Source organism: Chryseobacterium sp. II3a (assembly GCF_057815135.1).
In genome coordinates, this window is sequence record NZ_JBYPZJ010000002.1 from 256,607 (window position 1) to 272,378 (window position 15,772).

The 15,772-nt window shown below is 36.6% G+C and carries 13 protein-coding genes; 8 read left to right on the forward strand and 5 right to left on the reverse strand.

The window, feature by feature from the left end; genetic code table 11:
- Positions 1 to 51 precede the first annotated feature (51 nt).
- The 5 genes from AC3HD6_RS06005 to mfd form a co-directional block, all read right to left on the reverse strand.
- The gene (locus tag AC3HD6_RS06005) at positions 52 to 192 is read right to left on the reverse strand and encodes a hypothetical protein (protein ID WP_488895527.1); all 141 of its coding nucleotides are present in this window, start codon (positions 190 to 192) and stop codon (positions 52 to 54) included.
- 145 nt (positions 193 to 337) lie between these two features.
- On the reverse strand, positions 338 to 1,072 hold the full coding sequence (locus tag AC3HD6_RS06010) for a hypothetical protein (protein WP_488895528.1): 735 nt from the start codon (positions 1,070 to 1,072) through the stop codon (positions 338 to 340).
- A 7-nt stretch (positions 1,073 to 1,079) separates the two neighbouring features.
- On the reverse strand, positions 1,080 to 1,895 hold the full coding sequence (locus AC3HD6_RS06015; protein ID WP_488895529.1) for a hypothetical protein: 816 nt from the start codon (positions 1,893 to 1,895) through the stop codon (positions 1,080 to 1,082).
- A gap of 7 nt (positions 1,896 to 1,902) precedes the next feature.
- Positions 1,903 to 2,724 (reverse strand): hypothetical protein, encoded by an 822-nt coding sequence (locus tag AC3HD6_RS06020; RefSeq protein WP_488895530.1) that lies wholly within the window; start codon positions 2,722 to 2,724, stop codon positions 1,903 to 1,905.
- Positions 2,725 to 3,096: 372 nt separating this feature from the next.
- Positions 3,097 to 6,465 (reverse strand): transcription-repair coupling factor, encoded by a 3,369-nt coding sequence (mfd, locus tag AC3HD6_RS06025; RefSeq protein WP_488895531.1) that lies wholly within the window; start codon positions 6,463 to 6,465, stop codon positions 3,097 to 3,099.
- A 247-nt stretch (positions 6,466 to 6,712) separates the two neighbouring features.
- Here mfd and AC3HD6_RS06030 point away from each other — a divergent pair, with 247 nt between their 5' ends.
- The 8 genes from AC3HD6_RS06030 (at position 6,713) to dnaB (ending at position 15,757) form a co-directional block, all read left to right on the forward strand.
- Positions 6,713 to 7,108, forward strand: a complete 396-nt coding sequence (locus AC3HD6_RS06030) for a hypothetical protein (RefSeq protein WP_488895532.1) — start codon at positions 6,713 to 6,715, stop codon at positions 7,106 to 7,108.
- A 179-nt stretch (positions 7,109 to 7,287) separates the two neighbouring features.
- Positions 7,288 to 7,590, forward strand: a complete 303-nt coding sequence (locus tag AC3HD6_RS06035) for a hypothetical protein (protein ID WP_488895533.1) — start codon at positions 7,288 to 7,290, stop codon at positions 7,588 to 7,590.
- A gap of 136 nt (positions 7,591 to 7,726) precedes the next feature.
- Complete coding sequence (locus AC3HD6_RS06040; protein ID WP_488895534.1) at positions 7,727 to 9,226, forward strand: GH3 auxin-responsive promoter family protein; 1,500 nt, start codon at positions 7,727 to 7,729, stop codon at positions 9,224 to 9,226.
- Between the two features lie 69 nt (positions 9,227 to 9,295).
- Positions 9,296 to 9,658 (forward strand): hypothetical protein, encoded by a 363-nt coding sequence (locus tag AC3HD6_RS06045; protein WP_488895535.1) that lies wholly within the window; start codon positions 9,296 to 9,298, stop codon positions 9,656 to 9,658.
- Positions 9,659 to 9,750: 92 nt separating this feature from the next.
- Positions 9,751 to 10,986: an MFS transporter gene (locus tag AC3HD6_RS06050; protein WP_488895536.1), complete on the forward strand. Its 1,236-nt coding sequence runs from the start codon at positions 9,751 to 9,753 to the stop codon at positions 10,984 to 10,986.
- A gap of 299 nt (positions 10,987 to 11,285) precedes the next feature.
- On the forward strand, positions 11,286 to 11,882 hold the full coding sequence (locus AC3HD6_RS06055; RefSeq protein ID WP_488895537.1) for a tetratricopeptide repeat protein: 597 nt from the start codon (positions 11,286 to 11,288) through the stop codon (positions 11,880 to 11,882).
- A gap of 36 nt (positions 11,883 to 11,918) precedes the next feature.
- Complete coding sequence (locus AC3HD6_RS06060; RefSeq protein ID WP_488895538.1) at positions 11,919 to 14,018, forward strand: T9SS type B sorting domain-containing protein; 2,100 nt, start codon at positions 11,919 to 11,921, stop codon at positions 14,016 to 14,018.
- A 152-nt stretch (positions 14,019 to 14,170) separates the two neighbouring features.
- A complete protein-coding gene (gene dnaB, locus AC3HD6_RS06065) occupies positions 14,171 to 15,757 on the forward strand; it encodes a replicative DNA helicase (RefSeq protein ID WP_488895539.1) in 1,587 nt (528 codons plus the stop codon).
- The last annotated feature ends 15 nt before the right edge of the window (positions 15,758 to 15,772 follow it).

Below are 15,772 nucleotides of genomic sequence, written 5' to 3' on the forward strand. Positions count from 1 at the left end.
ATGATTATTTATATTCTGATAAGATTAGCAATAATAGTTCACCTATAATTCTTAATAGATAAAGATCAGATTCTGAGGCCTGTAATTATAGCTTGTTGCAGGTTTCGATATTCCTGTGTGGGATAAAGTGAAGCCAGCCTTTCCCAATGGAACCATACCAGCAAACACATGAAGAAAATAGTTTTTTACCATATATTTTTAATTTGTTCAAATATAATTCAATTTTATACAACACAGGCTACTTCTTTCAATAAATTCACAAAGAACAGAGCTAATCAATAAAAAAATCTAAAAACATAACGTTTTTAGATTCTTAATTATTATATGAGCAGGAAAATTAATAAGGCTGTAACACGGAAGTCGTCAAAATAGATTGAGACATATCAGCATTCAAGACCGCAGTATCAACAGCTCTTCCTATCCCCAATGAAGTACTATTCAGGTTTCTGCTGGTACAAGCAACTTTTGCAACGTATTTATTTTTTTGGCCAAGTTTTGCAAGAGTTGCGTTAAGATTGAAAATCTTATAAGTCCCACTCTCTCCAAGCAATACATCCGTTCTCACTGCTTTTAGTTTATCATCCACGAAGACACCACATGCAAAACTTGCAGAAGCAGTGGCATTGTTAACCTTTTGGGCGGTGGTTTGGAACGAAAACGTTACTTTATTTGTTGTATTCGTTACAGAAAAAGTATCCGTAACCAATACCGTCCAGCTCGTCGTTAAATCAGCATCAGCATTATAGGGTGATGTACCCCCATTAGTCGTAAATAGAGCTCCAGTTTGATCGGCAACCGTATTGATGGAGAACAATGACATACTTCCCTGGCCATCAGCAATCTTGACGCTTTTCCAATCGTTTGCCGCCATACCCGAGTCATTATGGAAGATATCCCCATCATTACCTGCCGATCCCCTCAAGAGATCAGTCCCTCCCGTTCTCAGCTCTTTCCTTACATTTACATCCCCATTCACATCCAATGTATTCACAGGATTTGAAGTATTGATGCCCACTTGAGCATTACTTAATCCAATCATCAATAAAAATTGAATAAAAAATATTTTCTTCATAATTGTTCTAATTTATTATTGGGTTGAATACCTGTGGAATCTCATACACGTCTACCTTTAAGGATGACTGTGCAATAAAATTATTGATATTGGAACTTGCATTTTTCCCAATTGCCAATTTTTTGGTGGTATCACCATAAGAAGCCAATCTTGAACAAGCCACACTTACCTTATGAATTCCTGTGGAAAGATTGGCTACAACTCCAATCTGGTTATGGGTAAGGAAAGGAAATTGAGCATTGTTTGCCTTCAGGTTATTTTGTCTCAGATTGATCAGCTTATCATCCACGAAAATGCCACATGCATAATCTATGGAAGTATCTGTGCTTCCATTGACGGCAAAATCTGCCTGCACCACGGTTTCAAACTGAAAATAAGCCTTGCTCTCTGTACTGTAAACATTGATATCTTGCGACAGCCCTGCAATTTTCTTGAATCCCTTAAGACTAGAAAAATCAGCTCCTTTGGTAAAGGCTACTGCTTTGGAGGTAGTCATATTGGGTTGCTCTGAAGTCTGAAACTCAATACCCGTCTGGTCTGAAACGGAATTATTAAAAATCAAATAGAATTTGTTCGGTTCATATTCCGGAATACGAAGCGTCTTCCAGATGGGAGGATATCCCTCACCTTGAGAGACAAGTAGTTGGTCATTATTACCTTCGGAAAGGATATTATTCGTAGGATCCAGAACAACAATCTTTTTCCTTAGGTTCAAATCTCCATTTATATCAAGTTTTGATTTTGGAGAATTGGTATTAATTCCCACCTGAGCTGAAAGCATTAATCCCGTAGCAAGAAGTAAAGTCGATAATATATTTTTCATCACTTGATTAGTTAGATTTATAAGTTACATATTCGATGACATCTATCTTCATGTTGGACTCCAATGTAAATGAATTGGACGCCCCATTGGAACTTTGTACATCACGACCTATAGCAAACTGAGAATTCAGATTTGAGGTACTAATTTTTCTACATGCAATTTCAAGTTTCTGTACTCCAACAGGAACATTCAGTTCCGTATAGTTAAGTGTGAAAATATAATCTTGAAGACCTGCCTTCTCAGTGTTATTATTGGAAGCTACTCTGTCAGGACGTACGGCCACAAGCAATCCATTTCTGAAAACCCCACATGCAAATCTTACATTCTGCGAAGTGGTAGGGGTATTGGCCTTCAATTCAATCCCTGTTTGAAATTGATAAGTAAGCCTGTTCTTCCCATTCTTGATCGTAAATGTATTTTCAAGACCAGCAATCTTCACCCATTTGCCCTTCGAAGTATCAGTAATATTATCTCCAACCCTACTTAGGGAAATACCATCACCTCCAACACCATTAGAAAGTTCTATGATACCGGTTTGGTCTGATGACAAATACGAATTAATTAGTTTATACTGCCCTTCTTCCATAAAGGGAACATTCAATGATTTCCACACCGGAGATTTTCCTTCTCCCTGAGAAACCAATACCTGACCATTCAATCCAGCGCTTCCTGCGTTGGTTGAAGTTCCGCCTACTCTAAGTTCTTTTCTTAAGGTGATTTTACCGTTTACGTCTAGCGTTGATTTCGGCTTCGGAGTTCCGATTCCCACCTGTGCGTGAGCATAGAAGGAAAGAAATCCGACTACACAAGTAAATATAATTTTTTTCATAATAAGGACTGCAAAGGTACAAATTACGAATCGAAAAAATTCCAGTTATTATCTTTAAACCTATAGAAATAAACACATTACACAATAGAATTAATTATACTAAAAAGTAGAATTATTTCTACAATCACCCTTTTGAAAAGTTAAAACAAAATGATTCCACACCTCAAACTACTTCTGCATAAGGCTTTAAAAAATTTTTTTTCTCATTAAAAAGTGACTTCAAACCTATAAAAGAGGGGTTAATTCTCTTAAACATGAATATTCCAAAGAAAAAACATGATAACAATCACAAAAAAACCATATAAAAAATCATACTTTTTATATGGTTTAGTATTGTTTGCAGAAAAATCAATAATTTTTGAAAGCTATAATTTAATTATGTTCAATAATCGCTTTTAATAAAATATTCACCTCATCTACATTCTTCACTTTTTCTTTTCTCATCATCAACTGGTTTCCTTCCTTACCTGATTTCTCTTTAAGCTGAGCTTCCGCAGGGTTTCTTGTCAGGTAATTAATAATATGTCTGAACCTGTCTGTCTGATAGAATTTATCCTGAGGATTACTTGGAAAATACCCTAAGAACACCCCATTTTTCATAACAATCTTCTCAAACCCTATATCTGCAGCCAGCCATTTCAGGGAAACACTTTTCAGTAAGTTCACCGCTTCTTTCGGCAATGCCCCGAACCTATCAATCAGCTCAAGCTCAAACTGTTGAAGATCTTTTTCATTATTAATCTCTGCTATTTTCTGATACAGTAAAAGTCTTTCCTCGGTATTCGATATATAAAAATCAGGCAGCATCAACTCCAAATCAGTATCAATATTAACATCTTTCACAGATTTGAAAAGCTTTTGCCTGTCTTCTTCATTTTCAAATAAGTTCTCAAAATCAACATCGTCCTTCAATTCTTCAAGCGCTTCCTGCATCAGTTTCTGATAAGTCTCAAATCCCATCTCATTGATGAAACCACTCTGTTCCGCACCTAATAAATCTCCAGCTCCTCGAATCTCTAAGTCTTTCATAGCTATCTGGAATCCGCTTCCCAGATCAGAAAACTGCTCAATAGCTTCAAGACGCTTTCTGGCATCAGAGGTCATCATATCATAAGGCGGTGTAATCAGGTAACAGAAGGCCTTTCTGTTGCTTCGTCCTACCCGCCCTCTCATCTGGTGAAGGTCGGCCATCCCAAATCTCTGAGCATCATTAATAAAGATGGTATTGGCGTTCGGAACATCTACTCCACTTTCTACAATAGTGGTAGAAACAAGCACATCATACTTTCCTTCCATAAAATCCAGAACATTCTTCTCCAGTTGTTTACCATCCATCTGCCCATGCCCTGTGATTACTCTTGCATCAGGAACCAGACGCTGGATAAGCCCGGCAATATCTTTAAGGTTTTCAATTCTGTTATTGATAAAATACACCTGACCATCCCTTTGAATTTCATAAGAAATAGCATCACGAATGATCTCTTCATTAAATCCTACCAATTGTGTATCCACCGGCTGTCTGTTCGGCGGTGGAGTTTTAATAACAGATAAATCTCTTGCCGCCATCAGAGAGAACTGCAGTGTCCTTGGAATCGGAGTTGCGGTCAAAGTAAGGGTATCCACATTATTTTTCAGAGTCTTCAGTTTATCTTTTACAGAAACTCCAAATTTGTGTTCTTCATCAATAATCAATAATCCAAGATCTTTAAATTTCACAGAACTGCTTGCCAGCTGATGGGTTCCGATAATAATATCTACCTTCCCGTTTTTCAGAGCATCTAAAGTTTCGGACTTCTGTTTGGCCGTCCTGAATCGATTGACATAAGAAACATTTACCGGAAAATCTTTAAGTCTTTCCTTAAAACTTCTGTAATGCTGGAATGCAAGAATAGTTGTTGGAACCAATACGGCCACTTGTTTCCCATCTGTAGCCGCTTTAAATGCCGCACGAATGGCAACCTCTGTCTTACCGAACCCAACATCTCCACAAACCAGCCGATCCATCACCGTATCTGCTTCCATATCTTTTTTCACATCTATGGTAGCCTTCTCCTGGTCCGGTGTATCTTCATAAATAAAGCTCGCTTCCAGTTCATTCTGCAGGTAAGAATCCGGCGTATAGGCAAATCCTTTAGCTGTTTTTCTTTGAGCATATAACTTAATAAGATCAAATGCAATCTGTTTTACCTTAGCTTTTGTTTTTTGCTTCAGGGATTTCCAGGTTGGAGAACCAAGTTTGCTTAATACAATCTCTTTTCCATCCGGGCCATTATACTTTGAAATCTTATGTAATGAATGAATACTTACATATAATAGATCACCATTTTTATACGTTAACTTAAAACATTCCTGAATTTTACCATCATTGTTCACCTTCACCAATCCCATAAATTTCCCAATTCCATGATCGATATGGGCAATATAATCTCCAATCTTTAAAGACATCAGATCTTTCAGGGTAAGTTGTTCTGATTTTGCAAAGGTATTTTTAGCCTTATATCTTTGGTAACGGTCAAAAATCTGGTGATCAGTATATACCAGCAGCTTATGTCCATGATCTACAAAACCTTCATGCAGTTCAGACTTAAAGCTTTTAAAAGGAAGTTCATGTTCAAGCTCTTCAAAAATAGATTCCAGTCTTTCTTTCTGCTTTTCTGTTGAGAAGGAAATCCAGGTATCAAATCCGTCTTGTTGTTTTTCTTCAATATCTTCAATCAAAAGCTCAAAGTTTTTATGGAAAGAAGGCTGCGGAAGTTGCTCCATTTTAATTTCAGCAATTTCTTTTAATCCTTCAATAGAAACATTTCCGAAATCAATGGTTTTAAACTTTTTATAATCAAATAAAAACTCCTGATCAGAAATAAAAAGCTCCTGTGGTGCTCTGTGGGCAATATCTTTACTTAGCGTTTCGTATTTTTCAAGGGACTTTTCATAAAATGTTTTAATCTTCTGCATCCCTATCATCCCATTTTTGGAAATTACATAACTTTCTTTAGGTAAAAGCTGCAATAATGAAACTCTGCTTCCGGTGACAGAAAAATTCATATTGGATACCAATTGAAAGTCTTTCACTTTATCTACCGAAAGCTGAGTTTCAATATCAAATGTTTTAATGCTTTCCACCTCGTTACCAAAGAAAGTAATCCTGTATGGCTTTTCATAGGAATAAGAAAACACATCTACAATTCCTCCTCTCACAGAAAATTCACCAGGCTCCGAGACAAAATCGGTCTGCTGAAAATGATAATGATTAAGCAGTTCATCTACAAAATCAAAATCCAGCTGGTCGCCTACTTTTATGTGATGAGAAATCGCTTTGAAATCTTCTTTCTTTAATACTTTTTCTGATAAGGCTCCGGAATAGGCAACAATCACTTTTGGAGACCTCCCCGAATTGATTTTATTAAGAACTTCTGTTCTCAAAACAAGATTCGCGTTCTGTGTTTTTTCTACCTGATACGGCTCAAGGTGAGTCGCTGGAAAATACAATACCTTTTCTTTTCCAAGAAGATCTTCCATTTCAGTATTGGCATATAATGCATCCTCTTTATCATCTACCAGATAAAGAATATTTTTTTTCTGAACCAAAAAAAGTTCAGCTATAAAAACAGAGACTGAAGATCCAGCACTTCCCTTCACGGCAATATGCTGACTATTTTCTAACTGAGTGAAAATTTCTTTCCCGAATTCTTTTTGCATCAGATCCGGAAGGAACTTTTCATTGATGGATTTTAACTGCATAAATAGTAATGGTATAACGACAAAAGCGATTTCGGGAGTTTTCCGAAACCGTTTACTGCTATACAAAGGTAAGGATATTTTTTTCTTTGAATGGAAACAGAACAACTTTGGGATTTAAAATGAATCACTTAGCCTATTTAAATCTTAAATTTTATTAATTTTATTAATTACTTGTTAAAAAAAAACGAATATTTTCTCATGGCATAGTGTTTGGCTTTTAAAAGAACCAAACATTAAAAGTAGTATTATGAAAAAAGCAATGAAAATTCTAGGTGTTTTAACGCTGTTTGTTTTTACAGCATTATCTTTTTCGTCGTGCAGTAAGGATGATGATCCTGTAGACAACGACTTTTTCGCAGGTACTTATAAAGGAAGCGTTTCCTATAACGACGGTGGTTCTACCAATATCAGTACTGATGCAGGAAGTGTATTTGTAACGAAGATTGCCAGTGGCACTAAATACAATTTTGCCTTCTCTAACAATATTCCAAATCTCAATGGAATAGAATTCAACCAACAGGGAGATCACACCTTAGTTATGGTAGGGTCTACAGCAACTTCTTACATCAGAATTGATAACAATACTTTAAAAATTTTATACATTCAGGATGGAAAAACGTGGACAGCCAACTGTACACGTTAGAATATCTTCTAATAATGCAAAAGCCTGCTCTCTTAACCGGAAGCAGGCTTTTTTTATTCTTCAGAAAAGAACTTTAATTTTTTTTTAAGCTGTAATAAACTTTAGTTAAGTTTAAAAAACCAAAATTTATAGCCTGCTTTTTGCATATCTTTATTCAACAAAAAATAAACAATATTCTTATGAAAAAATTATTATCAGCAATGTCATTAGTTTTAGGACTAGGCCTTGCTACTGCTCAGCAGACTGCTCCCGCTACCCATACAACTCCTGCTCCTGTAAAAGCAGCAGCCGCTAAACCTGCAGAAGTAAAAGCTGCCAAACCAATGGCTGCGAAAGCAGCTAAACCGGCAGAGGCAAAACCATCTCAACCTGCTCCTGCTGCTAAAATGAAAAAAGACGGCACTCCGGATAAGAGATATAAAGAAAATAAGCATCTGAAAAAAGATGGCACGCCGGACAAAAGGTATAAAGCAAACAAATAAGCATAACATCAACATATAGTTGTTATTTTCATAATCAAATTTCGAGAAAAGCCGATGGATTTATTTCATCGGTTTTTTTATGCCTTACGCTCTAAAAAGGGTTCCACAATTCTCTACTTATTTATAAATTTGAACCATGTTAAACTTCTTCAAGAAAAACGCAGCGCTTATCTGGGCAAAAAAACATGTTCAAAAAGCGGAGGGCTTCAAAAAAAATGCAGAAAAAAACCAAGAAGATCTGTTGATTTCTCTTGTAAATACAGCTCAGAAAACACTTTTCGGACGGGAACATGATTTCGAAAACATCCGTTCTGTAAAGGATTTCCAGGACAAAGTTCCTGTTGCCGATTATGAAGATCTAAAACCTTACATTGAAAGAGTAAAAAGAGGCCAGGGAAATATTCTCTGGACAGATACTCCCGAATATTTCGCTAAAACCTCAGGAACCACTTCAGGATCAAAATACATCCCTATATCTAAAGAAGGAATGCCCTTTCAGATTGCAGGAGCTCAAAGCGCTTTATTTCATTATATCAGCAAAAAGAATAATGCAGATTTTGTGAACGGAAAAATGATTTTTCTGCAGGGAAGTCCGGAACTGGAAGAAGTTTTCGGAATCAAAACAGGAAGATTATCCGGAATCGTAGCTCACCATATTCCTAATTATCTTCAAAAAAACAGACTTCCAAGCTGGGAAACCAATATTATGGAAGACTGGGAAACGAAGGTTGACAAGATTATTGAAGAAACAGAGCACCAAAATATGACGTTGATTTCAGGAATACCGCCATGGCTCATTATGTATTTTGAGAAACTGACTGAAAAACACGGAAAAAAAGTAAAACAAATCTTTCCTAATCTTCAGCTCCTTGTTACAGGAGGCGTCAACTATGAACCATATCGTGATAAGATGGAAGATTTATTGGGTGGAAAAGTAGATATCATTCAAACCTTTCCTGCTTCTGAGGGATTCTTTGCTTTTCAGGATGATTATACAAAGGAAGGGCTTCTTCTTTTAACCAATCATGGTATTTTCTATGAATTTATTCCTTTGGAAGAATATGGAAAGCCGAATGCCAGGAGATTAACATTAAAAGAAATTGAGCTTCATAAGGACTATGCCCTAATTTTAACAACTAACTCTGGATTATGGGCCTACTCTATTGGTGATGTAGTAAGATTTATTGATAAAAATCCATACAGAGTTCTGGTAAGTGGAAGAACCAAACATTTTACTTCTGCATTCGGAGAACATGTCATTGCTTTTGAAGTGGAAGAGGCAATGAAGGCAACTCTTGAAAAATATCCGGCACAGATTACTGAGTTTCATTTAGCACCTCAGGTAAACCCTGGTGAAGGTCTTCCTTATCATGAATGGCTGATTGAATTTGAAAAAGATCCTGAAAATATGGAAACGTTCAGAAATGAGCTGGATCAGCAGCTAAGAAACAGAAATACCTATTATGATGATCTCATTTCAGGGAATATTCTGCAAAAGCTGCACATTACAAAGCTGAAGAAAAATGCGTTTCATGAATATGCTAAGTCTCAGGGGAAATTGGGCGGACAAAACAAGACTCCAAGATTAGCAAATGACAGAAATATCGCAGATTTGTTAGAAATTTACAAATTTTAAAGATATTTTTTCAATTCCAAAAACGTATATTCGAAAAAAATTATAAATTTGAAAAACTAAACGAAAATAATGAAAGCATCTGTACTGTTGAAATCATCTTTATTAACGTCTTTATTTGTTATGACCTCTTGCGCTACTACAAAATACAGCGAGGATATTTCAAAAAACAACTATTCCAATCTGGAAGCCGGAAAAGTTTACAAAGTTACTATGAGAGACGGATCTCCGAAACAGAAAATACTATTCAGAAACATTGTTGGAGATAATCTTGTAGGTACAGCCGGAAAAAAAGACAGCACAGAAGTAATTATCCCTAAATCTAATGTAGCAGCTGTAAAAGACAGAAGAAAAGCAAGAATTGCAGCTGGAGCTACTATTATCGGAGCGGCTGGAGTTGCTGCTATTGTAATCAGTTCTTCAAGAACAGACTAAAATAGATTTTATCTTTTGATATATATTTAATATATCTTTTAAAAAACGATATAGAGATAGCCCTAAATAAATTTTTAGGGCTATTTTTGTTCATGATTTCCTTTACCCCATTACAAACTTTACAAAATGTTGAGTTCAGAAATCTTCTTACCGGGAGATTTTTTATTGTTTTAGCCTTCAGAATGCTTGCTACCTTATTAGGATGGTGGGTATATCAATTAACAAAAGATCCCTTCTCAATCGGTCTTATCGGACTTTCAGAAGTTATTCCTGCAGTAAGCTGCGCCTTGTATGCCGGCCACGTGATTGATATGAATGAAAAAAAGAGACTGTTGCTTATCTGCAATTATGCTTACATTTTTCTGATCGGGCTACTTGTGATTCCTGCCTTTTTTAATGTTCAGATGCATTTTACCGGGCATCAGATCACATATTATATTTATGGGGTTATATTTTTTACTGGAATTGCGAGAGCCTTTATTGGCCCTATTGTTCCTTCTATGATTCCTAAAATTGTAAAAAAAGAGAACCTCCCCAATGCTGTTACCCTAAACCAGGCTACATTTCTTATATCTTCTGTATGCGGCCACGCCATCGGAGGTCTTCTTATTGGATATTTCGGTGTACAATGGACATTGGTGGTTATTCTATCTTTGATATTTATTGCTTCATTGTTTTTCTGGCAGCTCAACAAACAACATTCAGAGTACAAGAAAGAAACGGTAGATGTTGTGGAAAGCATGCGTGAAGGCATTTCTTATATTTTTAAAACAAAAGAAATTTTGGGCGCCCTATGCCTGGATATGTTTGCTGTACTTTTTGGAGGTGCAGTAGCAATGATTCCCGTATTTGCTACTGATATTCTGAATTCAGGAGCGGAAGGCTTCGGATTGCTGAATGCCGCGTCTGATATTGGCTCCATGTGCATCATTACTATTTTATCTATCATTCCTTTACGAAAAAACCAGGGAAAGATACTTCTTATGGTGGTCACAGGATTCGGAATCTGTATCGTTGGATTTGGCTTATCCAAGCTGTACTGGCTTTCTTTCATGTTCCTTGTATTAAGTGGAATGCTTGATGGTATTTCTGTAGTAATTAGAGGAACTATTGTACAATTAAAAACACCTGATCATATAAGAGGTCGGGTTTTGAGCGTTAATTCAATATTCATCATGTCCAGTAACGAAATGGGCCAATTCGAAAGTGGAGTTATGGCCAAATTATTAGGGGTAGTGCGCTCTGTAGTGTTTGGCGGCTGCATGACTGTATTGGTTGCCCTAATTGTTGGAAGCACTAATCCAAAGCTAAGAAAGATGCAATATTAACAAAATTATGACTGAATGATTTAAGAACAATTAAATCAAATAAGATTAAACATATACAAAATAAGGATAGAAGTATTTTCTATCCTTATTTTTATTTTATACCACATTTATTTCAAAATAACCAATACTTATATCCACAAATAACTCCATAAAACCAATAACCATTACAATCTTCACATATCCAAGCAACAACAACAAAATATAAGATCACAAAACAACAATATACATTCTTTAAATATATACTAAAATCTATCACGAAACATTAATAATTTCATATATTTGCTACAAATATCCCCTTTATGAATAAAATTTTATTTATTTTAAGCTTTTTCGTGACTGGCTTATGGGTAAGCGCCCAGACTTTTACTGATAAAGCTTTACAACAAAGCGCTTCACAGCTCAACACCGCCAATACAGAAGGTGATTACGACAAATTGTTTAAGAAATTCACAGAAACTAATACTTCTGAACAATGGCAGGCTTTCCATTATGCTGCCGTCTCTATGTATCTTAAAGCGGAACTTTTATCAAAAAATTCTGCTGCTTCAGCTATTCATTCAAGCGTAACAGCAGAAAAATTTGCTCTTGGAGTATCGCTTTCCCAACCTGATAACGCGGAAAACAACATTCTTCTAGGCCTTATCATGTTGCAAAGCATACAGCTGAATGTGTATAAAGATCCGGCAAAAGCAGCACAAGAGGTTTCGAAATACATTGCAAAAGCAGAAAGTTCTGACCCAAACAATCCAAGATTAGCAATCCTAAAAGCAAAATCAGCAGAAAAATCTGGCAATATGACCGAGGCTGAAGCTCAATACCAAAAAGCAGCAACAGGATTCACAACCTTGAACTCTGTACCTGGATGGGGTAAACAACTTATCCCTAAAAACAAATAACTTACGTTAAGTATTCAACTTTAAATTGGTCAAAAAATGAAAAAATATCTACTGATTTTTCTAATTTTCATTACCCAGATGGTCTTTGCACAACAGGACTGTATCACCGCTATCCCTATTTGCAGTGATTCAGAGATCTCGTTAAAACCTAATGGAAGCGGAAGCGTAAAAGAAGGAAGTGGCTGTCTAAGCTCTGAGAGTAACTCAATCTGGTTCACCTTCAGCATACAAACAGCAGGAACATTAACCTTCCTTATTACCCCTTTGGGACCTAATGCTTACAACATTGATTATGATTTTGCATTATATGGCCCCAATCACAGTTGCAGCAACCCCAGAGAAACTCCTCTAAGATGTTCTTACGCCGGAATGGGTAACTTAATAAACAGACCTCTTACAGGTCTTAACATGACTGCTACAGAAACTACGGAAGATGGCGGCGGAATCGGTTTTGTAAAATACATTGACGTACTTCCCGGTGAAGTATATCATTTGCTATTAAATAACTTCTCATCTGAAATTGCACCTTTTAAATTAAGTTTTGGCGGAACAGCATCATTGCTTACTCCATTTGATAATAATTCATTAAAAATCTACCAACCTTTTCCATTCTTAAAACCTGGAGCAAAAAATGATGGAGATATTGATATTTGCGGCAACCCAGTAACCTTTGATTTTGCTACCTTATCCAATCACATCAGAAATAATAATCCAAATTTCATTATAAAATATTATCGCAGTGCGGCCGATGCAGCAGCTGATTATGATCCTATCACAGCCCCTATTTCGGTTAACACAACCACTAAATACACTTATTCTATATCTTATTCAGACCCTACCAAACCTGTCAGCTTTTTAAATCAATGTAGAGAATTTGGGGAAATTAACTTTGTTGACAGATCTTTTGCCCTCACCCCTGGTGAACTCCTCTCCTGTAGTAACAACAATTCTGGAACGGCACTATATGACTTATCATCAGCCGATATAGGAATCACTCCTAATCTTAATGTAAAATATTATCCTTCAATGTATGACCTTGACCACGTCATCAACGAAATTACCAATCCTTATCAATATGTTTCTGCCGAAGGATCAGTATTTGTAAAGGCAACCAATGAATATGGATGTATTGCGATTACAGAAATTAAATTAAAATTCAACCCATTGGTAAAAGTGCTTATACCACCTCCACTAGTTGCTTGCCATCTGGAATCAAACCCTTCCATGGGAATGTTTGACCTTGATAGCGCTCCGGTAACAGCACCAACTGATGGTACGAAGAAAAAATACTACCCTTCAATGGCTGACGCAGTAGATGCCACGAATGAAATCACCAATTACAAAACTTATATGGCACCTAATGGTGTGGTATATGTAAGAGTATATGATGACCTTGGATGTTTCAATGTTGTTAAAGTAACTCTTCAGGTTCTTCCTCCGGAAAAATCCAGCGTACTTAAGGATAAAATCATTTGTATGGAAGACAAAACTACTTTAGATGCAGGACCTGGATTCAAAAAATACGAATGGAGTACTGGAGCCACCACTCAAACCATCACTGACGTTGGAGTAGGCACATATTGGGTAAAACTAACAAGTAAAGTTCAAGAATGTACTACCACTCAAAAGGTTACAGTATATCCTTCAGAACAACCTGTAATTACCAGCATTGATGTATCTACCACAAATATTACTGTAAATGTAGCAGGTGGAACTCCTGATTATAAATATTCTATAGACAATATTGTATGGCAGGATTCTAATGTATTCAACAATGTACCAAGAGGAAATTACAAGATATATGTAAAAGATGCTTATGATTGTGATCCTATTATTGTTGAAACAATCGTTCCTAATATTGTAAATGTTATTACTCCAAACGGAGACGGTATTAATGACGTTCTTGATTATTCCGCAATTGCAGGCAAGCAAAACCTGACATTGAGTATTTTCGACAGATATGGTGTAAAAATCCACCAGGCCGATAAATCTAATGGATACAAATGGGACGGAACAATCGCAGGTAAGAAAATACCTACAGGTACTTACTGGTATTCTTTAACCTGGAATGAAAATAACAGCAAGAGCACACCATTCAAATTCTCAGGATGGATCATTGTGAAAAACAGAGACTAACTTTTTTAATCATATCATAAAAAATCACCTCAATTGAGGTGATTTTTTTATCAACACACCCAACCCCCTATTGGCCGTATTTTTACAAAGACTGCTAATAATTTGTTGAATACTATTTTTTAAATATTTTTTAAATAAGCTATCTTTGCACCATGGCGCAGAAAGAAACATTATCATCCCTTACACACGGAAACTTTGCAAAAGAGCTGTCTATTGCGGATGGAAAAATGCCTCCTAATGCAGTGGATTTCGAAAGACTTGTTATCGGAACTTTTTTGATTGACAAAAAAGGTCTTGACCATTCCATTGACCTCCTTACCTCGGAAGTATTTTACGATCCCAGACATCAAGTTATTTTTTCTACTATCTTAAAACTTTATGAAGGCAACCATCCTGTAGACTTAATGACCATCATCCAGGAGCTGAAGAAAGAAGATAAGCTAAGTCAGGCAGGAGGAGACCATTATATTATTGACCTTACCATGGGAGTAAGTTCATCTGCCCACATTGAATATCACGTTCGTGTTATTCTTGAAAAATATATTTTAAGAAGTCTTATTAACGTTTCTGCGAATGTGATTGATTCTTCCTACAAAGAATCAACAGACGTGTTTGAGCTTCTGGATAAAGCAGAACAGTCTTTCTTCGAGATCACTAACGGAACCATTAAAAAAGGTTTTGATACCGCCAACTCATTAGTAAAACAAGCAATTGACACCATTAAATCTTTAAAGGACAAGCAAGGACTTTCTGGAGTTCCTTCAGGATTTCGTGATGTGGATAAAGAAACCGGAGGCTGGCAGAATTCTGACCTTATCATCATTGCTGCACGTCCGGCGATGGGAAAAACAGCATTTCTTCTTTCAATGGCAAGAAATATTGCTGTAGGTCACAAAATCCCAATGGCTCTATTCTCTCTTGAGATGGCCTCTGTACAGCTTATCACCAGAATGATTGCTTCTGAAACGAGAATTTCCTCTGAAAAACTTCGTAAAGGAACACTTGATGACGAAGAGTGGCAAAGACTATTCTCCAACGTATCTGAATTGGAAAACGCTCCTCTATACATTGATGAAACACCATCACTTTCAATTTTCGACTTCCGTGCAAAATGCAGAAGACTGGTAATGCAGCATGGGGTAAGACTGATCATGGTCGATTACCTCCAACTGATGACAGCCGGTGGAGGAGGAAAAGGAGTTGGAAACCGTGAACAGGAAATCTCCATGATCTCCCGTTCATTAAAAGCCATTGCAAAGGAATTGAACGTTCCGGTAATAGCACTTTCTCAGCTTTCCCGTAGTGTGGAAACGCGCCCCGGAAAAAGACCTCAGCTTTCCGATCTAAGGGAATCCGGAGCAATTGAGCAGGATGCGGATATTGTATCTTTCATCTTCAGACCTGAATATTATAAAATCACGGTATGGGATAATGATGAAGAAGGGCAAGAAACTTCTACAGAAAATCAGGCTGAATTAATTATTGCAAAACACAGAAATGGTGCTACTGCCGATGTAAGACTTTCTTTCTTAAAACATTTTGCAAAATTCGGAGATATTGAAGCCGCCCTTGATGGCGGTATGGGAAGCGGCTATCCATCAAACTTTGGAGAACCAAGTGGCTTTGACAAAATTAAAACAACAATTCAGCCGGGAGCAGCATTTGACCTTCCGGACAGCTCGAAACTTTCAGGATCTTCTATGAATGATTTTGATGATGATGATGACTTTCCGTTTTAAATAATTCAATTTATA